General features: G+C 45.9%; 14 protein-coding genes. 4 read left to right on the forward strand and 10 right to left on the reverse strand.

Going from position 1 to position 23,354, the window contains the following annotated elements; translation table 11 throughout:
* Window positions 1-4 precede the first annotated feature (4 nt).
* The 5 genes from MHN00_RS10405 to MHN00_RS10425 all read right to left on the reverse strand — a co-directional run bounded on the left by MHN00_RS10405 (window position 5) and on the right by MHN00_RS10425 (window position 8,922).
* Complete coding sequence (locus tag MHN00_RS10405; protein WP_239301109.1) at window positions 5-1,987, reverse strand: SUMF1/EgtB/PvdO family nonheme iron enzyme; 1,983 nt, start codon at window positions 1,985-1,987, stop codon at window positions 5-7.
* Between the two features lie 11 nt (window positions 1,988-1,998).
* Complete coding sequence (locus MHN00_RS10410) at window positions 1,999-3,447, reverse strand: hypothetical protein (RefSeq protein ID WP_239301110.1); 1,449 nt, start codon at window positions 3,445-3,447, stop codon at window positions 1,999-2,001.
* Window positions 3,448-3,524: 77 nt separating this feature from the next.
* On the reverse strand, window positions 3,525-4,781 hold the full coding sequence (locus MHN00_RS10415; RefSeq protein ID WP_239301111.1) for a hypothetical protein: 1,257 nt from the start codon (window positions 4,779-4,781) through the stop codon (window positions 3,525-3,527).
* 22 nt (window positions 4,782-4,803) lie between these two features.
* The gene (locus MHN00_RS10420) at window positions 4,804-5,349 is read right to left on the reverse strand and encodes a hypothetical protein (protein WP_039233996.1); all 546 of its coding nucleotides are present in this window, start codon (window positions 5,347-5,349) and stop codon (window positions 4,804-4,806) included.
* Between the two features lie 237 nt (window positions 5,350-5,586).
* A complete protein-coding gene (locus tag MHN00_RS10425; protein ID WP_239301112.1) occupies window positions 5,587-8,922 on the reverse strand; it encodes an amidohydrolase family protein in 3,336 nt (1,111 codons plus the stop codon).
* A 170-nt stretch (window positions 8,923-9,092) separates the two neighbouring features.
* Here MHN00_RS10425 and MHN00_RS10430 point away from each other — a divergent pair, with 170 nt between their 5' ends.
* The 3 genes from MHN00_RS10430 (at window position 9,093) to MHN00_RS10440 (ending at window position 14,865) form a co-directional block, all read left to right on the forward strand.
* On the forward strand, window positions 9,093-10,223 hold the full coding sequence (locus MHN00_RS10430) for a PepSY-associated TM helix domain-containing protein (RefSeq protein ID WP_239301114.1): 1,131 nt from the start codon (window positions 9,093-9,095) through the stop codon (window positions 10,221-10,223).
* Between the two features lie 177 nt (window positions 10,224-10,400).
* Window positions 10,401-12,518: a TonB-dependent receptor gene (locus MHN00_RS10435; RefSeq protein ID WP_239301115.1), complete on the forward strand. Its 2,118-nt coding sequence runs from the start codon at window positions 10,401-10,403 to the stop codon at window positions 12,516-12,518.
* A 130-nt stretch (window positions 12,519-12,648) separates the two neighbouring features.
* The gene (locus MHN00_RS10440) at window positions 12,649-14,865 is read left to right on the forward strand and encodes a molybdopterin oxidoreductase family protein (RefSeq protein WP_239301116.1); all 2,217 of its coding nucleotides are present in this window, start codon (window positions 12,649-12,651) and stop codon (window positions 14,863-14,865) included.
* Between the two features lie 76 nt (window positions 14,866-14,941).
* Here MHN00_RS10440 and gorA read toward each other — a convergent pair whose 3' ends face one another.
* The 5 genes from gorA to MHN00_RS10465 all read right to left on the reverse strand — a co-directional run bounded on the left by gorA (window position 14,942) and on the right by MHN00_RS10465 (window position 21,000).
* Window positions 14,942-16,291 carry a glutathione-disulfide reductase gene (gene gorA, locus MHN00_RS10445; RefSeq protein ID WP_239301117.1) on the reverse strand — a complete coding sequence of 450 codons (1,350 nt, stop codon included), beginning with the start codon at window positions 16,289-16,291 and terminating at the stop codon, window positions 14,942-14,944.
* Between the two features lie 244 nt (window positions 16,292-16,535).
* The gene (locus tag MHN00_RS10450) at window positions 16,536-17,843 is read right to left on the reverse strand and encodes a response regulator (RefSeq protein ID WP_014977555.1); all 1,308 of its coding nucleotides are present in this window, start codon (window positions 17,841-17,843) and stop codon (window positions 16,536-16,538) included.
* Window positions 17,844-17,913: 70 nt separating this feature from the next.
* Window positions 17,914-19,581, reverse strand: coding sequence for an ATP-binding protein (locus MHN00_RS10455; RefSeq protein ID WP_014950946.1), 1,668 nt, complete (start codon window positions 19,579-19,581; stop codon window positions 17,914-17,916).
* Between the two features lie 10 nt (window positions 19,582-19,591).
* Entirely contained in the window at window positions 19,592-20,416 is an 825-nt protein-coding gene (locus tag MHN00_RS10460) for a phosphate/phosphite/phosphonate ABC transporter substrate-binding protein (RefSeq protein ID WP_239301118.1), read from the reverse strand.
* A gap of 23 nt (window positions 20,417-20,439) precedes the next feature.
* The gene (locus tag MHN00_RS10465) at window positions 20,440-21,000 is read right to left on the reverse strand and encodes a response regulator (RefSeq protein ID WP_014977552.1); all 561 of its coding nucleotides are present in this window, start codon (window positions 20,998-21,000) and stop codon (window positions 20,440-20,442) included.
* A gap of 316 nt (window positions 21,001-21,316) precedes the next feature.
* Between MHN00_RS10465 and prlC the strand changes: the two genes are divergently transcribed.
* Window positions 21,317-23,353, forward strand: a complete 2,037-nt coding sequence (prlC, locus tag MHN00_RS10470) for an oligopeptidase A (protein ID WP_239301119.1) — start codon at window positions 21,317-21,319, stop codon at window positions 23,351-23,353.
* The last annotated feature ends 1 nt before the right edge of the window (window position 23,354 follow it).

Raw genomic sequence — 23,354 nt, forward strand, 5'->3', positions numbered from 1 at the left:
CATGTTAATTCTCGTACCTCGCTATGCGAAAGCCTATATCGTCAGCAGGTTCAGTCTCACCGCTGCGCACGCTTGCGCGAATATTTTTAAGCCGACCCGTTTGAAACGACGCGCCTTTTACTACGTGTTTACCTTGTCCAACAGGGCCTAGGTAGTCGGCAAAAGTACCAGACTGGTTTGATGGTGAATTCTGGTAAACATCGTGGACCCACTCACGCACATTGCCATCTAAATCGTAGAATCCACCACGTTCAGCTTTGAACGAACCAACAGGGGCTTTGTCGACAAATCCGTCATCGTAGTCTTTTAAAATGAAGGTCTGTTTCCCACTTAGCGATGCATCAGCGAAGTTACCTTGCTTATCGCGAAGCCTAAACTGATTACCCCAAACAAAGATTGTTGGTGATGCTCGGCGATTCATTTTTGCAACGAATTCCCACTCGGCTTCCGTAGGTAAACGATAGCCTTTCGAGGTTTTATCAATACCCGTTACTCTGCCATTTTGAACAACATAAAACGGTGTTAAACCTTCCTTCTCGCTTAGCCAATTTGTAAACGCAACCGCATCACTCCACGAAACATTCGTGATCGGTAGCTTGCTGCTAGCGCCTTTCCCTGCGAACGCGGCGAACTGCGCCTGAGTAATCTCGTGATTAGACATCCAGAATTTACGCGAAAAAGATACGTCTCTTTGTGTTTCATTGCGCTGGCGATCCTTTTCGTTTGCAGGAGAGCCCATAGTGAAGGCCTTGGGTGTAACAAGCGAAAGTTGAATACCCAGTGTATTTGCAAAGAGCGGCTTACCTTCACGCCGTCTTGCTTCAAACTCTGTAAGCATATCAGCGTGTACTTTCACCGGCTTGTTTGCACTAGGTGTAATAGTCTTGGTAACACTGCGATATCCTTCACGTTCGAATGTTACTGTGTGCGGTAAAGCTTGAAGCGTTAAATTAAGCGGCGTTTGACCTTTAGACGAACCGTCGATCAAAACTTTTGCACTTAACGACGCGCTTATATTCACTTGTCCTCGCTCTTCTTGAAGGTTGAACGTAAGCGCTTTGTTCTCGCCGGGAGCTAGCGTGATCCGCTGGCTTTGTGAAATAAATCCGGTTTTTTCATACTTGACGATATGTGGCGTATTCGCATCCACACGAGATCTTGTATCAGTCGGTTTATTATTTACTGTAAGTACGCCGCCCTGAGGGTCTGTCGAAACTGTTATCTGTGCTTGAAGGGGTTGAAGGTTATAGTTTCTTGTCGGGTTAGGGCGGTGGCTAGTGACTTCAATGGTGTCTTCCAATGGCTCTAGCCCTGACTTCGTCACGACAATTTCGTACTTACCGCCATTCATATTAATAGAAAGTGGCGTGACACCCATATCTTTACCGTCAAGGGAGACATTGGCACCAGAAGGGCTTGAGTTTATGCTAATTGCGCCCTTAACTGGAGAAAGTGAAATAACTTGTTCAATTTCCTGCGCGATATCTGCATCAAATTGGATCTCACCCGTTTCATAATGCGGATGACTGGCGCTCGCTCTGTAGCTGCCCTTTTTTAATTCCGTTACGTAGGTTCTCGATACCGCTACTTTCTCAGCGTTTAAATGCCAGGTTATTTCACTCAAGGAAGGGGAGGTTGATAGGGTGACTTTTGCGGGTAAAGGAACGAGCGTAACATTAATAGTGCTTGGCGAGTTGTCGTTAATAACAACCGTGGCGTCTTGATATTTTGGGGCCGAAACATGGACTTTGGCATGGCTACCAAACACGTAAAGCTTGTCACTAATGAACATCGCACTACCACTTAAAACAGCAAATTGCGGATTTTGTGCTGCACGTTCTGGAGAAACTGCAAAGGCATAACCTTTGGTTAGAAACAGCCAGCCAAAATAAACAACGAGAACGGCGGCCAGTCCTATTAATGAAGCTATAGCAACGCCCTTTCTTCGCTTCTTTCCTTTGGCAATGGCGTCATCAATACTGCTCACTAGATAGGTCCTTATACTTTTTCAGTACATACAACATGTACTGATAGGTTGGTGTCTGACGGTGAAACAACAATCTCTTGAATGGTTGAGCGATAACCTTCGCGGCTCCCTTCAATGCGATATGTACCAGGTTTCAGCTGAATGGTTTTTGTTTTTACTTCCCCCACGAGACCTACTCCAAGTACTTTAATGTAGGTATCGTTATCCGACGTTATTGTTACGGAGCGGGGCTGATTGATATTGTCGATCACTTGCTCAAGTGAAGATATTTGGGCACGAAGTTTTGCGCTTTTTTCTGCATGTGAACCTGCTCGCGCAATGTCTTTAAGGGCTAGATTTCTGACGTTGTTATCCGATAAACGCTCTGGCCGCCTTTGGTAAGCGCTCAAGCTTTTTTCTGCATCGAGTATGGCTTCGGCATTTTGCTTTGCCTCAAGTAAAGCAGGGCTGGCTGGAAAGCTAGCGAGGCCTTTATTAGCTAGCAGCTTTACGGTTTGCCATTCATCTGCGCTGACAAACAAGGCGACTTGATTTTCAATTTTCTGCTGCTCTTGTAAAGCAATTAAAGACGCGAGCTTTTTACTAATGGTGGCAAGCTCACTGCTTGAAGCTTTTAGGCTCTTGGCGTCATTTAGGAATTCTGCGGCAGCAGGGAAGTCACCTCGCTCAATAGCTCGATTTGCCTGAGCTAGCAGCGTATCAAATCGGCTGTCTTGCAATTGCCGGTTAATAGCATCAAGTGCTTGCTGTGCGTCCTTACGGGCAGGATCTAACTGTACTATTTTTGCGTACGCTTCGCGCTGTTTGCTGATGTTGTTTTCGACCTTACCAATGCGTGCCTGCTCGTAGGCGTCTTGCACCTCGTCAAATACATCAATGCGTTGCTGCAAAATGTTCGCTTTTTCGAAATCAGGGTTAATCGTTAACGACGTTTTGTTTAGGTTAAACGCGCTTGAAATATTCCCATTATTGAAGGCAAGGAGGGCGTCTTCATAAGGTTGAGTGTAGGCGTTTTCGTAGTCAGTATTTATTGTGTCAACTGAGCTCTTTATATCATCCAGTGCATTCATAACTGCGCTGTAGTTGGACGCGCCATATTCATTAAACGCGCTATTCAACTTGCGCTCAACTTCACTCGCTTTTTCTAGGAACATCTGGGAGTGTGAAACGCGACTAACCAAGTCGTTTACACTTTGTTTTGACTCGCTAAGCGCCATTTGAAGGGCTTTTCGTTCTTCTTCATTAACTTCCACAACGGGTGTGGAATTTGCGGTTTGGGGTACTGCTGTTGTGTCATCCGTGGCGTCCGTAACGTTCGATCTGACAGTAGGCATATATGAGATAAGGAGCACGCCTGCGACGCCTATCAACATGACCAGTGAAAAACCGAGCAGTGACTTTTTTATGAGAGCCTTTTTCTTCGCTCTGCTTTGCTCTATTTGTTGCTCAACGCTTGGCATGCGTAACCCTTTACTCTCTAACTTAACAATAGAATAGATATCTTATTTAATGGTTTTGATAACACCAACGACTGGGCTTATAGCGCAGTCATTGGTGTGGATTCCATGTCATAGATATCTTTAAGGCGAGCGCGAAGCTGGTAGTATTGTTCGCTTGCTGTGCCTTGAAGCTCAATTCGTTGATTGTCTATTTCAACAATTTGATCGGCTACCTGAATATCAAGGTTTTGCCCCATTTCATCGAATAGATCCCGTTGGGCGTGAAGCTCTTTGTTAGTTTTGATTGCTTCACTCAGTGTGCCAATTGCGGCAATACCAGCACCTGCAGCGGCTACTTGACCAGCCGTTGAGCTAGAGTTAGAGCCTAAAAGCACTGACGCGACTGCGAATAACCCTGCCGTGACTTGTTGTGTGGTGCGTTCTGCTTCAAGTTCTCTGATTTTCTTGGCTTCAGGAAGTGTCTCTTTCTGGTACTTACGGTATGGCTCTTCAGTGGTTACCCAAAAAGAATCATAGGTTTCTTGAAGGCTATCTATAAATTGTTCATCTTTTGCCTGTATGGCGCGCACGCGACGAAGCATTGGATCGCTATCTGAAGGCGCACTTATTAGCTCAATCTCACCTCTTCTGCCTTGAGTAAGGTATTGGCTAAACGACTCAGGGCTATACATTTGTGCGTAGCGCAGGTCTGACACCATTTGCACTTCTTGCTTGTAGGCATCGGATTTCTTTATAAGCAAATCATAAACGAATTTTGCAATTTGCTCGAAAACTGGGCCGTTAGGGTTTTCGCCGCGAGACATGGCATCGCGATACCAGCCTTCACTTACGCGGTATTCAAATTCTTCTTCACCCCACACTGTGTTTTTAGCGTCCATCACTTTCACGCCAATTTCTACAGTTTCAGTATCTGAGTAATTAATTTTGCCCAGCACGTAAACATCGGCAAGTGCAGAAGCATCTGGCGTTACGTTAATGCTGCCGAAAGATTTGGTTTCACCTAGGGCTTCTTTGGTTGCTATCGCAAAGCGGTTAGCTTCTAAGCGACGCACTTGAGGCCAAATCCCTTCCTCTTCTATTTCATCGTAATCGATAGTGCCATCACGTTCTGTTGGAAAGCCCGGGTCAAATACAGGTATGGCAACATCCATGTAAATTTCGGAGTTGTAGTTGTAGGTATTTTTTTGTGCGCCTAACGCCTGACCGCCTCCTGGGCCTACCATAGATGGTCCTACACTGGTGACATTAGTCTGCGTTGAGCCACATCCGCTCAAGAGTATAAACGATGCTGTTGCGACCACGGTAAACAGGGCCTTGGGTTTAAATGAAGACATATCCTTTCCTTCCTCTGATTTTTTATTTACAACCGTATTGCTCTTTTAATGCTTGGAAATGCGCCTTTTCAGACTCAGTTGTTGCTCCTTGCAAGCCGGCAATTACGGCGTCACATACCGCTGAACTTCCACCTTTCGCTTGTCCTCCAACAGACTGTTTTGAAGGATCTGAACTTGAAGTGGTTGTTTGTGTATTCGTCGATGATTCTTGAGACTCAGTGCTGCTTTGTGAGCTAGACTGCCCAGCGCCTGCCCCCGAAGATGATGTGCTCGAGGTATTACCCGCACCAGCGCCTTGCCCTGTACCTTGACCCGCCGCGCTAGCTACGCTTTGTGCGCTCGATTGCGCCGCTGCGTTCATGCATTCTTCGCTTTGGTTTAGTGCGCCAAATAAGGAGTCGTCTAACGCTTGTATTTTCTCCGCTTCTGTCATCGTAGACAGGTCTTGTTCGCCAAAATCGAGAACGGCGCAATCTTGATAATAGGTAGGGGCTTCGCTCGTTTGAGCGCCAGCTGAAGCAAAAATGAGTGCGTTAAGCAGTAATGCTAGTGGCAAATAATACTGCATGGCGAATAAGTCCTTTTAATCTGATTTGGGGTGGTTCATATATTACCCTCCATCCTTAAAGCAGTTATACCACTCTTTTACTTAAGACTAAACTCAGTTTTAAACATGCACAGGTAAGTTTTCATATTCAGAAAATAAAAAGCCGACGAAACAGGAAGCTTTCGTCGGCTTTAGCGTTGGGTTAATTAAGGCCTACTAGTTTATGTTATTTATTACTACAGGCCTTTGGACGCAGAATTAATGCTCCCAATGATAGTGGTGCGCTTTCGCTTCTACATCATCTGCCGTTTGTTGCGGCATAAAGGTGGCATTGTCTTGCTCAAAGAAGAACGGTTTGCGTTTTTTCTTACTGCCCACTTCGTTCATGGTGGCCGACTCGTATACGCGTCCATTTAGTACAGTGTATTCTACGAATTCACTCTTTCTAATGTCGCTTAATACGTCGCCATCAATCACCACTAGGTCAGCAAGTTTACCTTTTTCGATACTGCCAAGATCTTTGCCCATACCTAGGTGTTTCGCGCCATCAATAGTACCGCCGCGTAGCGCTTCCCAAGGCGTGAAGCCGCCTTGCTCCATGATCCACAGCTCCCAGTGAGCAGCTAAGCCTTCACGCTGTCCGTGAGCGCCAATATGTACACTGACCCCATTATCTCGGAGCTCTTTGGCGTAGCTTGCTACGTTTTGGTGGTTGTACTGATTTTCTGGCGCAGTAGGTCTGCGGATCGCACGGCTATCTAGAATAGTCGACGGGGTATAGCGAAGAAGACGCGGGTTCTTCCACACTTCAGTTTTATCGTACCAGTATTCTTCACCCATCATGCCGCCGTACGACACAACAAAGGTCGGCGTATAGCCGAACTCCGTGGCTTTCCACAGTTGAGTGACGTCGCTATAGCCTTTTTCCACAGGAATGCTGTGCTCAAGACCCGTATGGCCATCTACCAACATAGTCAGATTCTGCTGAAGCTTACCGCCCCCTTCAGGCACTACCATCATCTCTTGATTTTTTGCTGCCCACAGCACTTGCTGACGCTGGTCACGACGGGGCTGGTTGTAGCTTTTCACTGAAATAGCACCGGCTTCTTTCAAGCGCTCTACGTGGAAATAGGCATCTTCATAATTGTTGATAATCGCTTTGTAACCTAGTCCTTCTGCACCGTATAAAATCGTGCCGGTGGAGTAGATACGTGGCGCAACAATATCGCCTTTACGCTGTAATTCTGCCGCAGCAAAAATTTCTGTCGTGTCGTTTGAAGGGTCATGAATAGTTGTTACGCCGAACGACACATTTGAGTACTGACTCCAGTTTTGCTGAGGGATAATCTCATTGCGGCCCTGCGAGCCGTGAGCGTGCGCATCAACAAGCCCTGGGATAATGGTTTTACCCGTTGTGTCTATTTGCATTGCATCATCAGGAATGGTCACATCGCCACGTTTACCCACTGCTTCAATGCGGTTGTCTTTAATCAGCACAACGCCATCTTCAATCACCTCTTGGGTGTTGTCGGCATCGCGCATGGTTACCACTTTACCGCCAACCAAGGCTTTGTAGCCAGATGGCTTGTCAGCTTTAGTGGTAAACGACAAATCCATACCTTCAGCTACCGGCTCAGGCAGCGTTTCCGCTGCGCCATCAACAAAGGCAAAGGCTTCATCGAGTGAACGGCTAAATAGCGTAGGGCCGTTAAACCAGCTAAGGGTTCTATTGTCAGGCGACCACGTTAAGTATTCACCTGCACGGCTTGAGAGCTGCGTTACCGGCAGTGAGGTCATGTTCGGGCCTATGGTGATGCGCTTGCCATTTTCGACAAACGGCGCCACGTACGTTTTGAACTGGTAAACAAACGCAACCCATTTCTTATCGTGTGAAAGTTTGTACTCACTTACTTTATCTGCACCGTAAAGGTGAGTTCGCTTGTCGTTACCCTTAAGGTTAACGCTTGAAAGCTGGGTTTCGTAGTAAGCTTCGCCGCCCGCTGATTCGGTGAAATACACTCGGTCGTCGTTACCCGCGAAATGCGCGTTGTAGCCGCCCTCAGAGACTTTTTCTACGGTGTCTTCTTCAAGATCTGCTACGTAAATTCCTGGCTCAACCGAGTATTTGGGGTCTAATAAGTAGCCGCCCGTAAACTTGCGGAAGACGACTTTCTCGCCATCGGCAGAGAACGATGGCTCAATGTAGTGACCTGGCTGCTGGCTAACAACCTTTCCTTTCCCGCCACGAGCAGAAACCACGCGAACGGTGCCTAGGTCTTGGTCATTCCATGTCGTATAAACAATCGACTTTCCGTCGTTAGAGAAGCGCGGATAGTATTCGTCATGGTCGTTTTGTTTCGTTAAACGCTTAATTTTGCCAGATTTAACGTCGCGCACATAAAGTTTACCTAACGCTTGGAAGAGTACGGATTTACCGTTGGGCGATATTTGAGACCAGCGGATCATGCGAACGTCAAATTCATCAGGTGCGACATCTACGTCAAAGCGTAACGCATCGGCAAATTTCACCGTGCCTTCAACGGTCACGTCCATGGTGCTGGTGGTTTTATCTTTCACGTTGATAGTGTGGAACTTACCGCCTGTCCAATATACGATTTCGCTGCTGTCTGGCATCCAGTCGAAGTAGGCAAAGTAACCTTCCGAACCAAAGCCTTCCTGCATATCTCGCTCTAGTTCTAACGTCAGTGGTGTTTCTACACCTGTCTTGATGTCTTTAATGAAAAGCGCGGTTCTATCTTTAACGCGACGCACAAAAGCGATGTATTTACCGTCAGGTGAAGGCGCAGGAACCACAGCGCCGCCCGTACCGCTAATATAGCGGCTCTCTTCGCCGGTTTCGCGGTCGTAGCGAGTGATAGCAAAAATGCCTTCTAACGGGTCGCGGTTATATTCAAAGCGGGCGCCCGGAACCGTATTTTCGGTAAAGTAAATATACTTGCCGTCATGAGAGAATACAGGGTCAGCAATGTTTTGTTGGTCGAGCTTTCCGCTGTTACGAGCTTTAATTTGTAGGCCGTCACCACCTGATTTGTGGTACATCCAAATCTCGCCCGCAGGAATACTACGGCTAGACATGATGCCTTTGGTTACCACTAGGTATTCGCCGTCAGGGCTCCATTTAGGAGAGTGGATAAGATTGCTTTTCTCTTTGGTTACCTGACGAAGATTACTACCGTCAATGTCCATAACCCATACGTTACTTAACCCATCTTTATCCGAGATAAATGCGATCTGTTTACCGTCTGGAGAAATTGAAGGGTGAATATTCCATGCGAAGTCTTGGGTCAGCGGGGTCGCATCGCCACCACTCATGCTCACTTTGTACAAGTCACCCAGCATGTCAAAAACCATAAACTCGCCGTTTGGTGCAACGTCTAAGCTAGACCACGTGGTTTCGTTTGTTTTGATAGTGACTTCGTTTAATGCATAAGGTGGGTTGCTGACTTCCCACGTTTCAAGCTCGGATTCTGTTTTTTCTTCACTGTCGTTTTGGGCGTATAAAGTAGGTGCGACGCCCAAGCCCAGGGCGCTTACTAGCGTGATGGCCAGTAAACTTTTCTTTGTCGTTATCATAATTGTGTTTCCAACCGCTTGTTATTTATTTTCTGTCTACATCAGAGTACATGACTTAACATGAAGATACGTACTCTTGAATTGTAAAACTAAGGTTAATCTTACTGCAAAGTAGGATAGATTCATTTAGCTTATGCGATTGTAAGCACGATTTTAGCGTTTAACTTTCATTGACCAATTTTCGAGAATCGTTACTATTCGCGTTTATTTCGCAATTTGTGAGCGCTGTTTTGAAACTTTGGGTACGACGACTGCACCTTCTATTAGCGCTGGTATGTGGGTTATTTATTATTTGCCTTAGCATCACCGGTGCATTGCTAATTTATGCAAAAGATATCCAAACCTTTGTCCAACCAGAGAAGTGGACCATAGAATCTCACGAATCGCCCTTACCCCTTTCTTACATAGTGAATGCGCTGGAAGACGAGACGGGTCAGAAAGTCGAGCTTTTAATGCCCGAGTCAGACCCTGAACTCGCTTGGCAAGGGAAGCTCAACAATGGCGAATACGTAAGCGTAAACCCCAACTCTGCCGAAATACTTCATAGATACGATTATTACAGCACGTTTTATGGGTTCACCATGGCTATCCATCGATGGCTGTTGTATCAAGATGGTGACAACGAAAGGCCACTTGGAAATTGGGTGTCTGTTAGTGCCTTAGTTCTACTTCTTGAAGTAATTGTGGGTTTTTACCTTTGGGTAAAGCCAAAAAATAGAATAAAACGCCTTGCGATTAAACGCCGCGCCAAGTTTCGAATTCTCATGTATCAACTTCATACAGTGCTGGGCGTTTATTTGGCTATACCACTAATACTCATCGCTTTTAGTGGCATGGCGTTTAATTGGAAAAGCGCTACGCAGCAGGTGGTGGAAACCGTTACTTTTTCAAAAGTTGAGAAAAGGCCAGTACCTGAACCGTTATCCCACGATGCTAGTAGTGCTTCAGTGGCTATCGATACATCTTATCAAAACGCCATAGCGGTGTTTCCCAATGCGTCACTATTTCGCATTTACTTCCCAAAAAATTCAGGCGAACACATAGGTTTCAGAATGCAAAACCCCGGCGAGTCTCACGCCTACAGTTGGGTTTGGACAAACCCTCAAAATGGAGAAATAACGGGTTATTACGATGCATCAAAAGCGAACGTAGCGACGCAGGTTTGGAACTTCAAATACAAGTTTCACATTGGTGATTTCGCGGGCCCATTCCTTGAATTTATCTGGTTATTTATCGCATTACTCCCTGCGTTTTTTACAATTACAGGGTTTTATTTTTGGTATAAACGCCATTACAAATGACGCGCTTTTATGGCTGAGCGAAGTGCTTCAAATTCATCTTATCTAGATTTCATTACTTAACACTTATTATTAAAATTACCCAAGATAATGAGAATTGTTTTCATTATCTTTACATTGCTCTTCTACACCTTTAGTATAACGCGCCTTTCGTAACCTTATTTTCTTAAAAGAGTTTTCATGTTTAGACCATCGCTTACGCTCATTGCCTTAGCCGTTAGTGCGCCTTCTTTTGCTAATGATGCCCAAAAGGATATGGAACGTATTATCGTTTCTGGAAGCCGTGTTATTGAAAGTATTGATGAAGTACCAGCGTCAATCACCGTTATTTCAAGAAAGCAGATTGAAGATCACCTGAAGGTAAATCCCGAGTTACAGAGCTTGTTAGCTCAGATGGTGCCGGGCTTAGCTCCAGATACAGGTAGTTCGAGCAATACTGGCCAGTCTTTGCGCGGACGAGCTCCGCTTGTGATGATTGACGGTGTGCCTCAGTCCACGCCGCTTAGAAATGGCTCGTTAGGTGTGAAAACGATTGACCCTAGCGCGCTTGCTAGAATTGAGGTAATTAAGGGCGCTACGTCTGTTTATGGCAATGGAGCGTCAGGCGGTATTATCAACTACATTACCAAACAAGCAACAGCGCAAGAAACGCATGAGGGCCAAGTAAGTTTGTCTTCACGTTTCAGCGCAGTGAAGCTTGAAGAGTCAGCCGGTGCGCGTATTTCAGCTGCGATTAACGGCAAGGTGGAGAATTTCGATTACCTTGTTACCGCCAGTTACGAGGAAAACGGCGTTCAGCGCGATGCTGAAGGCGACATCTTAGGTTTGCAGTACGGCCTGTCAGACGCTGAAACACAGAATTACTTTACCAAATTAGGTTACGACTTCGACCAAGAAAAGCGTCTTCAATTTAGCTACAACTACTTTAGCTCTCAACAAAAAACTGATTTGGGAGATGTTCCCGGAGACATCAACGAAGGCGTGAAAACCTACGCTATTCACGTACCTGAAGCGTTGCAAAAACGCGGGAAACCTCAGGGGCCTGACGGAAATGAGAACATCACCCTGAAATACACAGACAGCAATATCTTTGCAAACAGTGAAATGACGCTTGATGTGTACTCGCAAGATATTGAGAACGTATTTTTCTTTTCACCTAACTTAGCTAATCCTGATGAAGGCTACGACGGCGGCCAGTCTATTATTCGCTCTGAAAAGCGCGGCGCTCGCGCGACGTTTAATACTGCCATTGATTTCGATGGCGTAGAAGCCACGTTTATCTATGGTATCGACGCGCTAAAAGACACTACCTCACAGCCGCTGGTTGATGGGCGCGTGTGGGTACCTGAAATGGAAATGGACAGCTTAGCTGGCTTTTTACAAACAAAGTGGGTAATTCACGACGACCTTATTGTAAAGGCAGGTGTGAGAAGGGAAAGTATCGATTTATCGGTTGATGACTACGAAACACTGAAGCTGTGTCGCTCTGAAACTCAATGCTCTGTTCCTCTTCAAGTTAAGGGGGACACTATAGATTACGACGCAACCACTTATAACATTGCGATAAAGTACAACTGGAGCGACAGCTTTAGCCCGTTTTTCAATTACTCGCAAGGTTCAGACATCGCTGACATTGGCCGTCTACTGCGCGCTGCAACGGTAGATGATATTGGTCTTATTCAAACGGAGGCTTCTATCATCGATAACTACGAAGTGGGCTTCACCTCTCTTTTCGACCAAGTACGCCTTGAAGTTGCGGCTTACAGAAGTACATCTGAACTCGGTACGACCAATAGTTTCAACGAGGTGACAGGTGTGTATGAGCCAGTTCGCGCACCGCAGGAAATTTGGGGCTATGAAGGCTTAGTAGACTATCGAATCTCTGAAACGCTCAATGTGATAGCCACATATAGTTACGTTGAAGGGAAAAATACCGAAGCTGATGTGTACCTTGGCTCTCGCCAAATTAGTCCACCCAAAGCAACGGCAAACGTAAACTGGAAGCCATCAGACACTTTATCGCTAACAGTTAGCTATCTGTATGTGGGTGATCGTAAACGCTTCTCGCCAAATGCTGACGGCGACTATGTGGGCGATCAAGGACCTATATCGAGCTATAATATTGTTAACCTAAGTGGACAGTACCAGTTCGCTGAAAACTGGAACGCGTTTATGGGTGTCGAAAACCTGTTTAACAGCGACTACTATCCTGCGCGCGCTCAGTCGTATACCTACGGTGGCTACAATATTAAAGGATTAGGCACCACAGCAACCCTTGGTGTGACTTACTCTTTCTAACCAATAGCACCTCGTCTAATTGTGGCGAGGTGCCTTCTCTTTATCATCACTTTCAGTGATGCTTGTCTATTACAGCAATAATCGCTAATTTCGTAACAACTCATTAACAATGAATTGTGTAGGAATTACCGTGAGCAACGCTGAACAACAATTGCATTATTCTACTTGTACGCTTTGTGAAGCAATGTGTGGTATTGAGGTAGCGACGAAAGACCGTCAAATACTGTCAATAAAAGGGGATAAAGATAACCCCTTTAGCCAAGGTCATATTTGCCCGAAAGCGAGTGCGTTAAAAGACTTGTACGACGATCCTGACCGCTTGAAGCGCCCGGTAAAAAGGGTACGAATTGACGGCGAAGACAGCGCCTGGGAAGAGATTACGTGGGATGAAGCCTTTGATTTGGTCGCAAGCAAGTTACACCACATCCAGCAGGCCCACGGCAATAATGCGGTAGGTGTGTATTTAGGAAATCCTAATGCGCACAATATGGGCTCAATATTATTCGGACCGTATTTCTATCGTGCCCTCAAGTCGCACAACCGCTATTCCGCTACCTCCGTTGACCAGTTGCCCCATCATATTGTTAGTCGACGACTGTTTGGTCATATCTCCCAAATTCCCATTCCTGACATTGATCACACGCAGCACTTTATGATCATCGGCGGGAATCCGCTGGCCTCTAATGGCAGCATTATGACCGTGCCAAACGTGAAAAAGCGTTTAAAGGGCATTCAAAAACGTGGAGGGAAGGTCGTCGTTATCGACCCTAAACGCAGCGAAACTGCCGATATTAGCTGTGAACATCACTTTATTCGTCCAGGCAGTGACGCGCTGTTACTGCTAGCTATGCTGCATGTATTGTTTGAAAAGCAGTTATACGAGGCGGATGAAATTTTACCTTATGCCGAGGATATAAAAGCGGTCGAAAAATACGTTCGCGATTATTCACCACAAAAGGTGAGCGAGCTTACCGGTATTACAGCTTCACAAATCACTCAGCTTGTTTTGGACTTCTGCAATGCTGAGTCTGCAGTTTGTTATGGAAGGATGGGGGCTAGCGTACAAGCGTTTGGTACGCTCACTCAGTATCTAATCATGCTGTTTAATATGCTCACCGGAAACCTAGATAAGCGGGGTGGCATGATGTTTACTCAGCCAGCCGCTGACGTACTACCTGTATCAGGCAAGGGCAGCATGGGCGGATTTACTTCTCGCGTAAGAGGGCTTCCGGCGTTTGCTGGTGAGTATCCGGTAGCGTGTTTAGCCGAGGAAATTTTAACCCCGGGAGAAGGGCAAATTAAGGCCATGGTAATTGGTGCAGGTAATCCCGTGGTCACTACGCCAAATGCAGAGCAGCTTGATAAGGCATTTGAAGAACTCGACTTTATGGTTGCGGTAGACTTTTACGTTACCGAAACCTCCCGTCATGCTGATGTGATCCTTCCTCCGGTAACCGCGCTAGAACGCGACCATTACGATATTGTTTTTCACAACTTTGCCGTGCGAAATTTTGCTAAGTACTCCGAAGCGGTGGTAGACATTGACGAAGACCAGCTTAGCGACTGGCAAATATACCTTTCGTTAGCCGAAAGGCTCGATGCGCTAAATGGAAAAAGCACCGCACACTATGCTGCGCTTTGGGACAAGCAACCTAAAGGTGTGGTCGACGATTTGTTGCAAGCAGGTCTTTATGGTCGGGCAGCAAGTAAAAAAGAAGTCACCGACGCTAACTTAAACGAAACTCCAACCGCTATTCCGGAAGGCGGGTTATCGATTGATACGCTTAAAGCACACCCACACGGTATCGACTTAGGGCCGCTACAACCGTCTTTGCCTCACGCCTTGTTCCATGAAGATAAGAAAATTCACTTAGATTTTGAGTACTTCATGGCTGATTTAGACAGGGTTAACACGCATTTCTTTGGAAAAGCGAACCATGTTGCGCCGCAAAATCAGTCCGTTGTTTTAATAGGGCGCCGGCATATTAAAACCAATAACTCGTGGCTGCATAACAGCCCTCGAATGGTGAAAGGTAATAACCGCTGTACGCTGCAGCTTCATCCTGATGACGGGGCTAAATATGGCATTACAGATGGTGACGAGGTAAGTGTGAAATCGCGAGTTGGCCAACTAACCATAGAGGCTGAAATCACAGATGCAATTATGCCCGGCGTGGTGTCTATCCCGCATGGATGGGGACACAACAAGAAAGGCATAAAGCTGTCTGTGGCAAGTCAGCACCCTGGGGTTAACACTAACATTCTTACAGACGATTTACAGGTAGACGAGCTATCGGGAAATGCGGTGCTAAATGGTGTGCCTGTCGAGCTAGAAAAGGTAAGTTAAGCACATAAAAAAGCCGGCATTAACTAGTAAGCTAATGCCGGTTTTTAAAAGAAAGCACTCAATTAAGCGCATATTCCTAGGTCATCGTAACAAACTCTTCTGCACTGGTAGGGTGAATAGCTACACACGCATCAAAGTCAGCTTTAGTCGCGCCCATCTTTATGGCAACGGCGAAGCCTTGCAGAATTTCGTCCATGCCGTGCCCAATACCGTGAAGGCCTACCACTTTTTGGTCTTTACCCGCGCATACCAGCTTCATCTTGGTCATTTGACGGTGGCGGGTTACCGCGGTGTACATAGACGCAAAACTAGAGGTGTACACTTTAACGTTATCTTCACCGTATTCTTCAATGGCTTCTGGCTCGGTTAAGCCAATAGTGCCAATGGGTGGATGACTAAACACAACGGTTGGAATAAGCGAGTAATCCATGTGAGCGTCTTTTTGGCCGTTGAATAAGCGTTCGCTTAGCAAGCGACCCGCTTTAACTGCCACCGGAGTAAGCTCTGCTTCACCGGTAATATCACCAACCGCATAAACGTTCTTTGCAGTGGTGTTTTGGTACTTATCCACTTTCACCGTGCCATTGTCGTTCAGTTCAACGTCGGTATTTTCAATATCAATTTTATCGGTAGAGGGTTTACGGCCAATCGCCCAAATCAAGCAGTCAGCTTTTAGCACTTCGCCATTGGTTAAGTGTACTGATAGCTCGCCATCGTCAGCTTTTTCCACTTTCTCTACGCTAGTATGGTCGTGCAATTTGCAGCCTTCAGCGTGGATCATGTCAACCAGGGTTTCATGAATAATAGGGTCGAAATTTCTAAGTGGGGCGTGTTTGCGAACTACCAGGTGCGATTCTGTGCCAAGAGCGTGAAGTACGCCTGCCAGTTCAACCCCAATGTAGCCTGCGCCAACCACGACAGCGCGCTTCGGCTGCTCTTTTAGGGCAAAGAAACCATCAGAATCAATACCGTACTCTGCACCTTCGATATCTGGGATGATTGGGCGGCCGCCTACAGCAATCGTAATATGATCAGCCGTGTACTTTTCGCCGTTTACTTCAACCGTGTTGTTATCAATAAACTTCGCAAAACCGCGAATTAAGGTAACGTCGTTTGCAGTAAGAACGCGGTCGTACGAGGCATGAATACGCTCAATATAAGCCTGGCGGCTAGCAATAAGACTGTCCCAGCTAAAGTGATTTACCGACAAATCGAACCCGTACTCAGGCGCATAGCGGTGGATGGCTTCAGCAACCTGCGCTCCGTACCACATGGCTTTTTTAGGCACGCAGCCAACGTTCACGCAAGTACCGCCAATATCTTTCGCTTCAATGATGGCGGCCTTCTTTCCATGTTTAGCTGCACGGTTTGCAGATGCGATACCACCGCTGCCACCGCCAATACATATATAATCAAAATGTGTCATTCAAAAAGCCTTCTTTGTCGGTTAGGCGAACGTAAACGATAAGCATAAATGCCTTCGGAAGGTTCGCACAGCAAATCATTCTCTATCGGTCTTGTCATAAAGAGTAATCAAAAGACCGAGATTTGCTTTAGGGAATTTCATTTAGTTTATCAATGGGGACAGTGCAGCCTAATTAAAAGGCTAAGACAAAGCGAAGCATATTCATGCATCGCTCATCCTGCTTTCAGCACGTAATCTTTAAAGCTTATTCACTTATAGTAGCAGAAAGCTCTTCTGGTTCTATTTGAATACTAAACGCTTTTCCACGTTCTTCTTCAAAGTGTACGAGTTTTTGAATGGTGGCATCACTAAACACATGTCCCTCGGGAAGGATAAGGATGTGACTATCGTTATACAAATTTTGGGCGAGGACCATGCCTGCTTTGAGCTGCGAGGCTTTCAATGATGTAGAAAGCAGTTTAGATGTCGTTACATCTTCTGCTTCGAGCAACAGGTCCAAAAACTCACCGTCATAGCGGGTGTTTCTGTGCTTTTTCATTTCTAGTTTGGCATCGCGAGGGCTCATTTCGATACCGCTCATTCTGCCGGTTACTAAGCGCCAGTAATCTCGGGCTATGGCCAAGATCCGTGCGCCAGCAGGAATTTCTTTTGCAACTTTGTTATACAAGCCTGAGCCATTATAGTGCTCGAACTGAAATTCAATAATGTCAGAAACTTGATGTAGTTCGTGAGCCGGAGCAAGTATTAACGCAGCCTGCTTGGTTTGCGATAGATAGTTTTGCTGCTGTTGATATTTAAGCTTTGAAAATGGCGCCTTAAAATCTTCGCTTTCAAGCCCTAGTAACCCAAGCTCGCAGATAAGGCCCGCATAACGCACCTGTTTGATTTCTTCTTTCTCCAACCGAGCGATACGCGCCAGTTTTGATGCCAACTCGCTAACCTCAATGGCAAACTTACCATTAATGTCAGGGTTAATGCTTATCACGTTGAACAGCACCTGCTCCATTGCAAGGTTGTGTTTTTCGATTTTATTTAGCGCCGCTTTTATCTGGCGCGTGCGCTTTTGAACCACTTGTTCTAGTGAGGCATTTACGTCGCGTAGCTTTTTATTTTGCAGTCGTGTTAGTTTTTGTAGACGAAGGTTTTCCGCCTTTAACTTAACGCGTTCTAAGCCTTCTTCTACAACAGCGATAAGCTCTTGGTTGTCCCATGGCTTTTGCAGGTAACGGTGTATCTTGCCTTGGTTTACGGCTTTAATTGTTGACTCAATGTCGGCATAGCCAGTAAGCACAACTCTAAATGTCTCGGGATAATTGATAGCGACCTGTTCGAGTAATTCCGCACCTGACATCTGCGGCATTTTCATGTCAGAAATAACTACGTGAACATCGTGTTTACTCATTAAATCTAACGCTTTGGCACCACTATCAGCAAGCAGTAAGGTGATGTCCATAGTGAACAGCGCACGCTTGATAGCGCGAAGGATATTCGGCTCGTCGTCGACAAATAGAACCGTGTAGGTCGTGGCTTGTTCTGTAGTAGGCTCTGTCATAAATTATTATCCTTATAAGCGACGTTACAACTATTACACGCAATGCTGCTTGATAACACTATTAGTTGATTCATCCTTCGCTCTCTAATGTTTTATCTGAGTGTGAAACAAGGGGGAGCGCTAATGTAAATATGCTTCCTTCTCCCTCTTTACTGGTGGCTGAGAGCGTGCCGCCATGCTCTTGAGCAATGCCAAACGAAATTGAAAGACCTAAGCCAGTGCCTTGCCCTTCAGGTTTAGTTGTAAAAAATGGATTGAAGAGTTTGTCTAAATGACTTGATGGAATACCGCAGCCAGTGTCTTCTACACGAAGCTCGACAAACTTGCCCGCAGTACAGGTGGTAATAGTTATCTTACCGTTCTTACCCGTGCTCTCTATCGCTTGACCCGCGTTAATGAGTAAGTTGGTAACAACCTGAGAAACCTTGCCTACATTCATGGCAACGTCAGGGACTTTGCCTAAATGCGTTTCGACAGTACAAATATACTTTAATTGGTTGTTCACCATTGCAAGGGTAGTGCGTACACAATCATTAATGTTGTGCTGCTGCATGTGGTCACTGTCTACACGAGAGAATAGCTTTAACCCTTTTACAATTTCAGCAACCCGACTTAAACCGTCTCTCGAATCGCTGAGGAGGTCGGTGATATCTTCATTGATAAACGCCATATCCTGATTAGCTAACATTTTTTCTAGTTCTGATAAGGCAGAAGCACGCTTACCCTCGTCTTGTTCATTAAGCACCGCGTTAATTTGTGAGAATATCATTTGGTAGGTAGCAACGTACTCGCTTAAGGTGGATATGTTGCTGCTGACAAAACCGACAGGATTGTTAATTTCATGGGCGACCCCCGCTGCTAGCTGGCCAACTGACGCCATTTTCTCAGCTTGAAGTAGTTGTACCTGGGTCTCTTTTAGATCTTTATTGGCCTCTTGGAGTTGATAGTTTTTCTGATGCAGCAATGCGGTTCTATCCTGAACCTTTTCTTCAAGTAGCGTGTTAAGCTCTTTAAGCTCATCTTGCGCGTATTGACGCTGCGCATGTTCTTCTTTTAAACGCTCAACCAGTTGATTAAATGCCTCTGCCAGTTCGCTTAACTCATCAGTGCCGCGCACGGGAACAAAAACATCTTGATAGCTGTTGTTTTTTACTGCATCACCCAAACGTTTAGCGCCTTCGTGTAATTGATGAAGTTGCGACATCAGGTAAGAACCAAGTAAGTAAGAGCACAATCCGACCAAAATAAATTCTAGAAAAGCCAGTGTAACTGTCCAGTTTCTCACCCTCGATACTGATTCAGTTACTGAAGCAATGTTAAGCCCAATCTCTACATAGCCGTACAAAGTCCTGTTTACCATGATGGGGGCTCGGGTGTCGTAAATACCATCATCAGCGTCTGAAACACTTGTGTCGGCAGTAAAAGGCCGATTTAGTGCGTTGGTGTTACCCTTTTCTACGAAAACTCTACCTAATTTGTCTTTAACTTTGACGTAAGCAATATTGGGGTTGGTAAGAATTTCTGAGACGTCGGCATCAAGAGCTGCAAGGTCGTAGCTTAAAAAGGCATTTTTTGTCGTCGAAACAAAAAGGGCAACCGTGGTGTCGGCTGACTTCTTTATGTTACTATCGACAAGGTCATTAAGTAGCTGAAACACCGTCACAATGAGCACTAGCAGCAAAAGCGCTGCTATTGATGCGATGCCTGTTATTGTTTTTATACGCAACGACAGTTTCATACGAGTCTACTCATAAATGCGGCCTCGATAGCGACGCTATTCCCAATGCTCTCACGTCGTCCCAATCACTGTCGTTTGACGCTATAAAGCCGTTAAATCCAATACCTTTTAAAATCCAAGACTTACTTGTGTCATTCGACAAAGCAAGTAATGCATTAAGAATAGCTTGTCTGTCAGCGAGTGCCATATTTGGATGGGTTGCGATAGCATGAGGCGTATAACCTTTGCTCTTCCAAAGGACACGTAATTCTTGTTTAACGTCGTCAGGTGAACTGTTAAGCGTACGGACAATGCCACCCCCAGCATTGAAAAAGCCCCTTTGTACTGCGAGGTACACAGAGTCATGAGAATTGACGTAGCGCGGTACAAAAGCAATGCTTTTCATCCGCAAGTGAGCGCTTGTGATAATTGTGGCAGCAAACGCAGCTGGTGCTGGGAAGGCTACTTCGGTACCGCTTAAGTCATCCAGAGAGCGTATGGAGCTGTCTTTATGTACAACAAGTAAGCCGCGAATTTCTTTATCGCGTTGGCGCGCAAGCGCGCGGTATCCCGCAGATTCATTAAAGACCACAAAGTGGTAGGGGTTCATGTAGGCAATATCATATTTGCCGTCGGCGAGATTAGCCTCGAAGGTGGGAATGTCTTTTGCAGTTTTAAAATCAATCTCAAAACCGGTGTAATTGCTCACATAGTCGATTAAGGGTTGCCATGTTTCAGCCATTTTCTTGGCAGACTGCTGAGGTACAACAGCAAAAGTAAGGGGTTTAGCATTTGTCGGTAATGCGCAAACACCTACAAGCAAACTTAAAAGAGCGAATCGCGATAACCAAGCCATAATGTCACTCCCTTTAAATCGATTTACATCGACATAAACTGCTCAAGGACCATTGTTAAGTCATGATTTGAGAACGGCTTTTGTAAGGTGGCATCAGCCCCTATCTCAAGCGCGCGCTCCAGGCTAATTTCATCGAGTGCCGATATGACCACAATTTTGAGATCTTTATATTTACTTTGATCTCGCGTGAATTCGATAACGCTGTAACCGTCCATGCCTGGCATACTTAAATCAAGGGTCATGACTTTGGGCTCGTATTGGCTCAGCATAATCCCCGCTTGGAAGCCGCCTGTAGCGATATACGACTCATAACCCGCCCGTCTGGCCACGCGCTGAATAGACTTGGCAACTGGCATTTCATCGTCAACAATTAATATTGAGGGCGTGGCAATGCCTTTCAATGAATCGGGAATTGGCATGTCGTGTCGTTCAAGAAAGGCGACAAAATCTTCTACTAATACTCTGTTGTTTCCACGCCCAGGAAGTTTGAAGCCTTTCAGCTTACCGCTTTCGATCCATCGAATTACGGTGCGCAGATTTACATCGCAATACGAGGCTATTTCGCCTGAGGTCAACGTTTTCATATCTATGCCTTGTAGATTTATTAATCGAAATTATAGACGCTGAACAGCGAAGGGACAAAGTAGACAAAAGGATGAAATGTGACATTTGTGACAGCGCTTGGCGGAGCTGACTGTGTTGTTCAGTTTTTATGAGGGGCATTAAGAAAAATGGTGCAGCGGCATTCATTGAATTCGTAAATATAGGCAATAATCATGATCCATGCACGTTGACGGCAAGTAAGTTCAAAATAGGTCAACAGTGGCTAAAACAATAGCTTGCTTTTAATCAGCGAAGCCCCATCATTATTCTATCAACGTGTTAAGAGTGAAAAAGATTATGACAACCCCTGCAATTGAAATGGTAGATGGTCTACCAATTTTTTCTGCTATTGAACCTGCCTCTATCAAGCCTGCAATTGAAAAAGCCATTGCGGCGTGCAAAAGCGAAATAGAAGAGGTCGTGGCGTCGAAAGATTACTCTTACCAGAATTTAGTGCTGCGCCTTGAAGAGGCCGATGATCGTTTAAGTAAAATATTTTCACCCGTTTCTCATATGAATAGCGTGGTGAGCAGCGATGAATTGCGTGAAGCTCACGATGCGTGTTTGCCATTACTATCTGAATATGGAACTTGGGTAGGCCAGCACGAAGGCCTTTACAATGCTTACGCTTCCCTCAAAGCGTCTGACGAATTTGCGACCTTAAGCGAAGAGCAGCAGAAAGTGATTGAAAACGCCGTTCGCGATTTCACATTGTCAGGTGTAGCGCTTCCCGCAGAGCAAAAGAAGCGTTTTGCAGAGATTCAGGCAAAGCTTAGCGAGCTATCATCAACCTTTTCCAATAATGTGATGGACGCCACTATGGGCTGGACTAAACACATTACCGATGAAGCTGAACTTGCCGGTATGCCAGAGTCAGCCCTTGAAGCAGCGGCGCAAGCTGCGCACCAAAAAGACTTACAAGGCTGGTTGTTTACGTTAGACATTCCGTCTTATTTGCCAGTCATGCTTTACGCCGATAATCGCGAACTTCGCGAAGAAATGTATCGCGCCTATGCAACAAAAGCGTCTGATCAAGGCCCTAATGCGGGTAAGTGGGATAACACCGATATAATCAAAGAAACCTTAACGCTGCGTACTGAACTGGCTGAATTGTTAGGTTTTTCAAGTTATGCAGAGCGTTCACTAGCGACTAAAATGGCGGATTCTACCGATCAGGTCATCGGTTTCTTGCGTGATTTGGCGGCTAAGTCTAAGCCTCAGGCAGAGAAAGAGCTTGAAGAAGTACGAGCGTACGCGAAAGACAAGCATGGTGTCAGCGAGCTAGCGGCATGGGATTTACCGTATTACAGCGAGAAACTGAAACAGGAAAAGTACACGATTTCTGATGAAATGCTTCGCCCTTATTTCCCCGAAGATAAAGTGCTGTCTGGTTTATTCGAAGTTGTACATCGCCTGTATGGCTTAAAAATTATTGAGCAGCCTGGCATTGATACGTGGCATAAAGATGTACGTTACTTCACCATTACTGACGATGCCGATGTGATGCGCGGCAGCTTTTACCTCGACTTGTACGCACGAGCTAAAAAGCGTGGCGGCGCGTGGATGGATGAATGTCGCGTACGTCGTGAAAAAATGAATGGCGAATTGCAGCTACCCGTTGCGTACCTTACCTGTAACTTCAACGCACCTGTAGGGGATAAGCCAGCGCTATTTACTCATGATGAAGTGGTGACCATGTTCCATGAGTTTGGTCATGGAATCCATCACATGCTTACTAAAATGCGCGTAGCGGGTGTATCCGGTATTAACGGTGTGCCATGGGATGCGGTTGAACTGCCAAGTCAGTTTTTAGAAAACTGGTGCTGGGAAGAAGACGCACTTAACTTTATCTCTGGTCACTATGAAACTGGCGAACCGCTTCCTGCTGATTTACTGGAGCGTATGCTTGCTGCACGGGATTACCTGTCAGCGATGCAGATGGTACGCCAGCTTGAATTCAGTCTTTTCGACTTCTTACTGCATAGCGAAAAAGGCAGTGAGGTAGACGTACAGGGCACATTGGATAAAGTGCGTGAAGAGGTGGCCGTGGTCATTCCTCCATCGTTTAACCGTTTCCAAAACGGCTTTGGTCACATATTTGCTGGTGGATACGCAGCGGGCTATTACAGCTATAAGTGGGCAGAGGTGCTTTCTGCCGACGCGTACAGCAAGTTTGAAGAGGATGGCATTTTTAACCGCGATACGGGCAAAGCGTTCTTAGAAAACATTTTAGAAATGGGCGGCAGTAAGCCTCCTATGGACTTGTTTGTTGCTTTTAGAGGGCGCGAGCCGCAAGTTGACGCTTTGCTTCGTCACAGCGGTATTAAAGGCTAGG

The organism is Alteromonas sp. Cnat2-8 (assembly GCF_022348355.1).
Classification (GTDB): domain Bacteria; phylum Pseudomonadota; class Gammaproteobacteria; order Enterobacterales; family Alteromonadaceae; genus Alteromonas; species Alteromonas macleodii.

What these genes read in the sequence shown, in the direction of transcription:
- MHN00_RS10410 (WP_239301110.1), bottom strand. Translation starts at nt 3,447, where the DNA reads ATGCCAAGCGTTGAGCAACAAATAGAGCAAAGCAGAGCGAAGAAAAAG.
- MHN00_RS10415 (WP_239301111.1), bottom strand. Translation starts at nt 4,781, where the DNA reads ATGTCTTCATTTAAACCCAAGGCCCTGTTTACCGTGGTCGCAACAGCA.
- MHN00_RS10420 (WP_039233996.1), bottom strand. Translation starts at nt 5,349, where the DNA reads ATGCAGTATTATTTGCCACTAGCATTACTGCTTAACGCACTCATTTTT.
- MHN00_RS10425 (WP_239301112.1), bottom strand. Translation starts at nt 8,922, where the DNA reads ATGATAACGACAAAGAAAAGTTTACTGGCCATCACGCTAGTAAGCGCC.
- MHN00_RS10435 (WP_239301115.1), top strand. Translation starts at nt 10,401, where the DNA reads ATGTTTAGACCATCGCTTACGCTCATTGCCTTAGCCGTTAGTGCGCCT.
- gorA (WP_239301117.1), bottom strand. Translation starts at nt 16,291, where the DNA reads ATGACACATTTTGATTATATATGTATTGGCGGTGGCAGCGGTGGTATC.
- MHN00_RS10450 (WP_014977555.1), bottom strand. Translation starts at nt 17,843, where the DNA reads ATGACAGAGCCTACTACAGAACAAGCCACGACCTACACGGTTCTATTT.
- MHN00_RS10455 (WP_014950946.1), bottom strand. Translation starts at nt 19,581, where the DNA reads ATGAAACTGTCGTTGCGTATAAAAACAATAACAGGCATCGCATCAATA.
- MHN00_RS10460 (WP_239301118.1), bottom strand. Translation starts at nt 20,416, where the DNA reads ATGGCTTGGTTATCGCGATTCGCTCTTTTAAGTTTGCTTGTAGGTGTT.
- MHN00_RS10465 (WP_014977552.1), bottom strand. Translation starts at nt 21,000, where the DNA reads ATGAAAACGTTGACCTCAGGCGAAATAGCCTCGTATTGCGATGTAAAT.
- prlC (WP_239301119.1), top strand. Translation starts at nt 21,317, where the DNA reads ATGACAACCCCTGCAATTGAAATGGTAGATGGTCTACCAATTTTTTCT.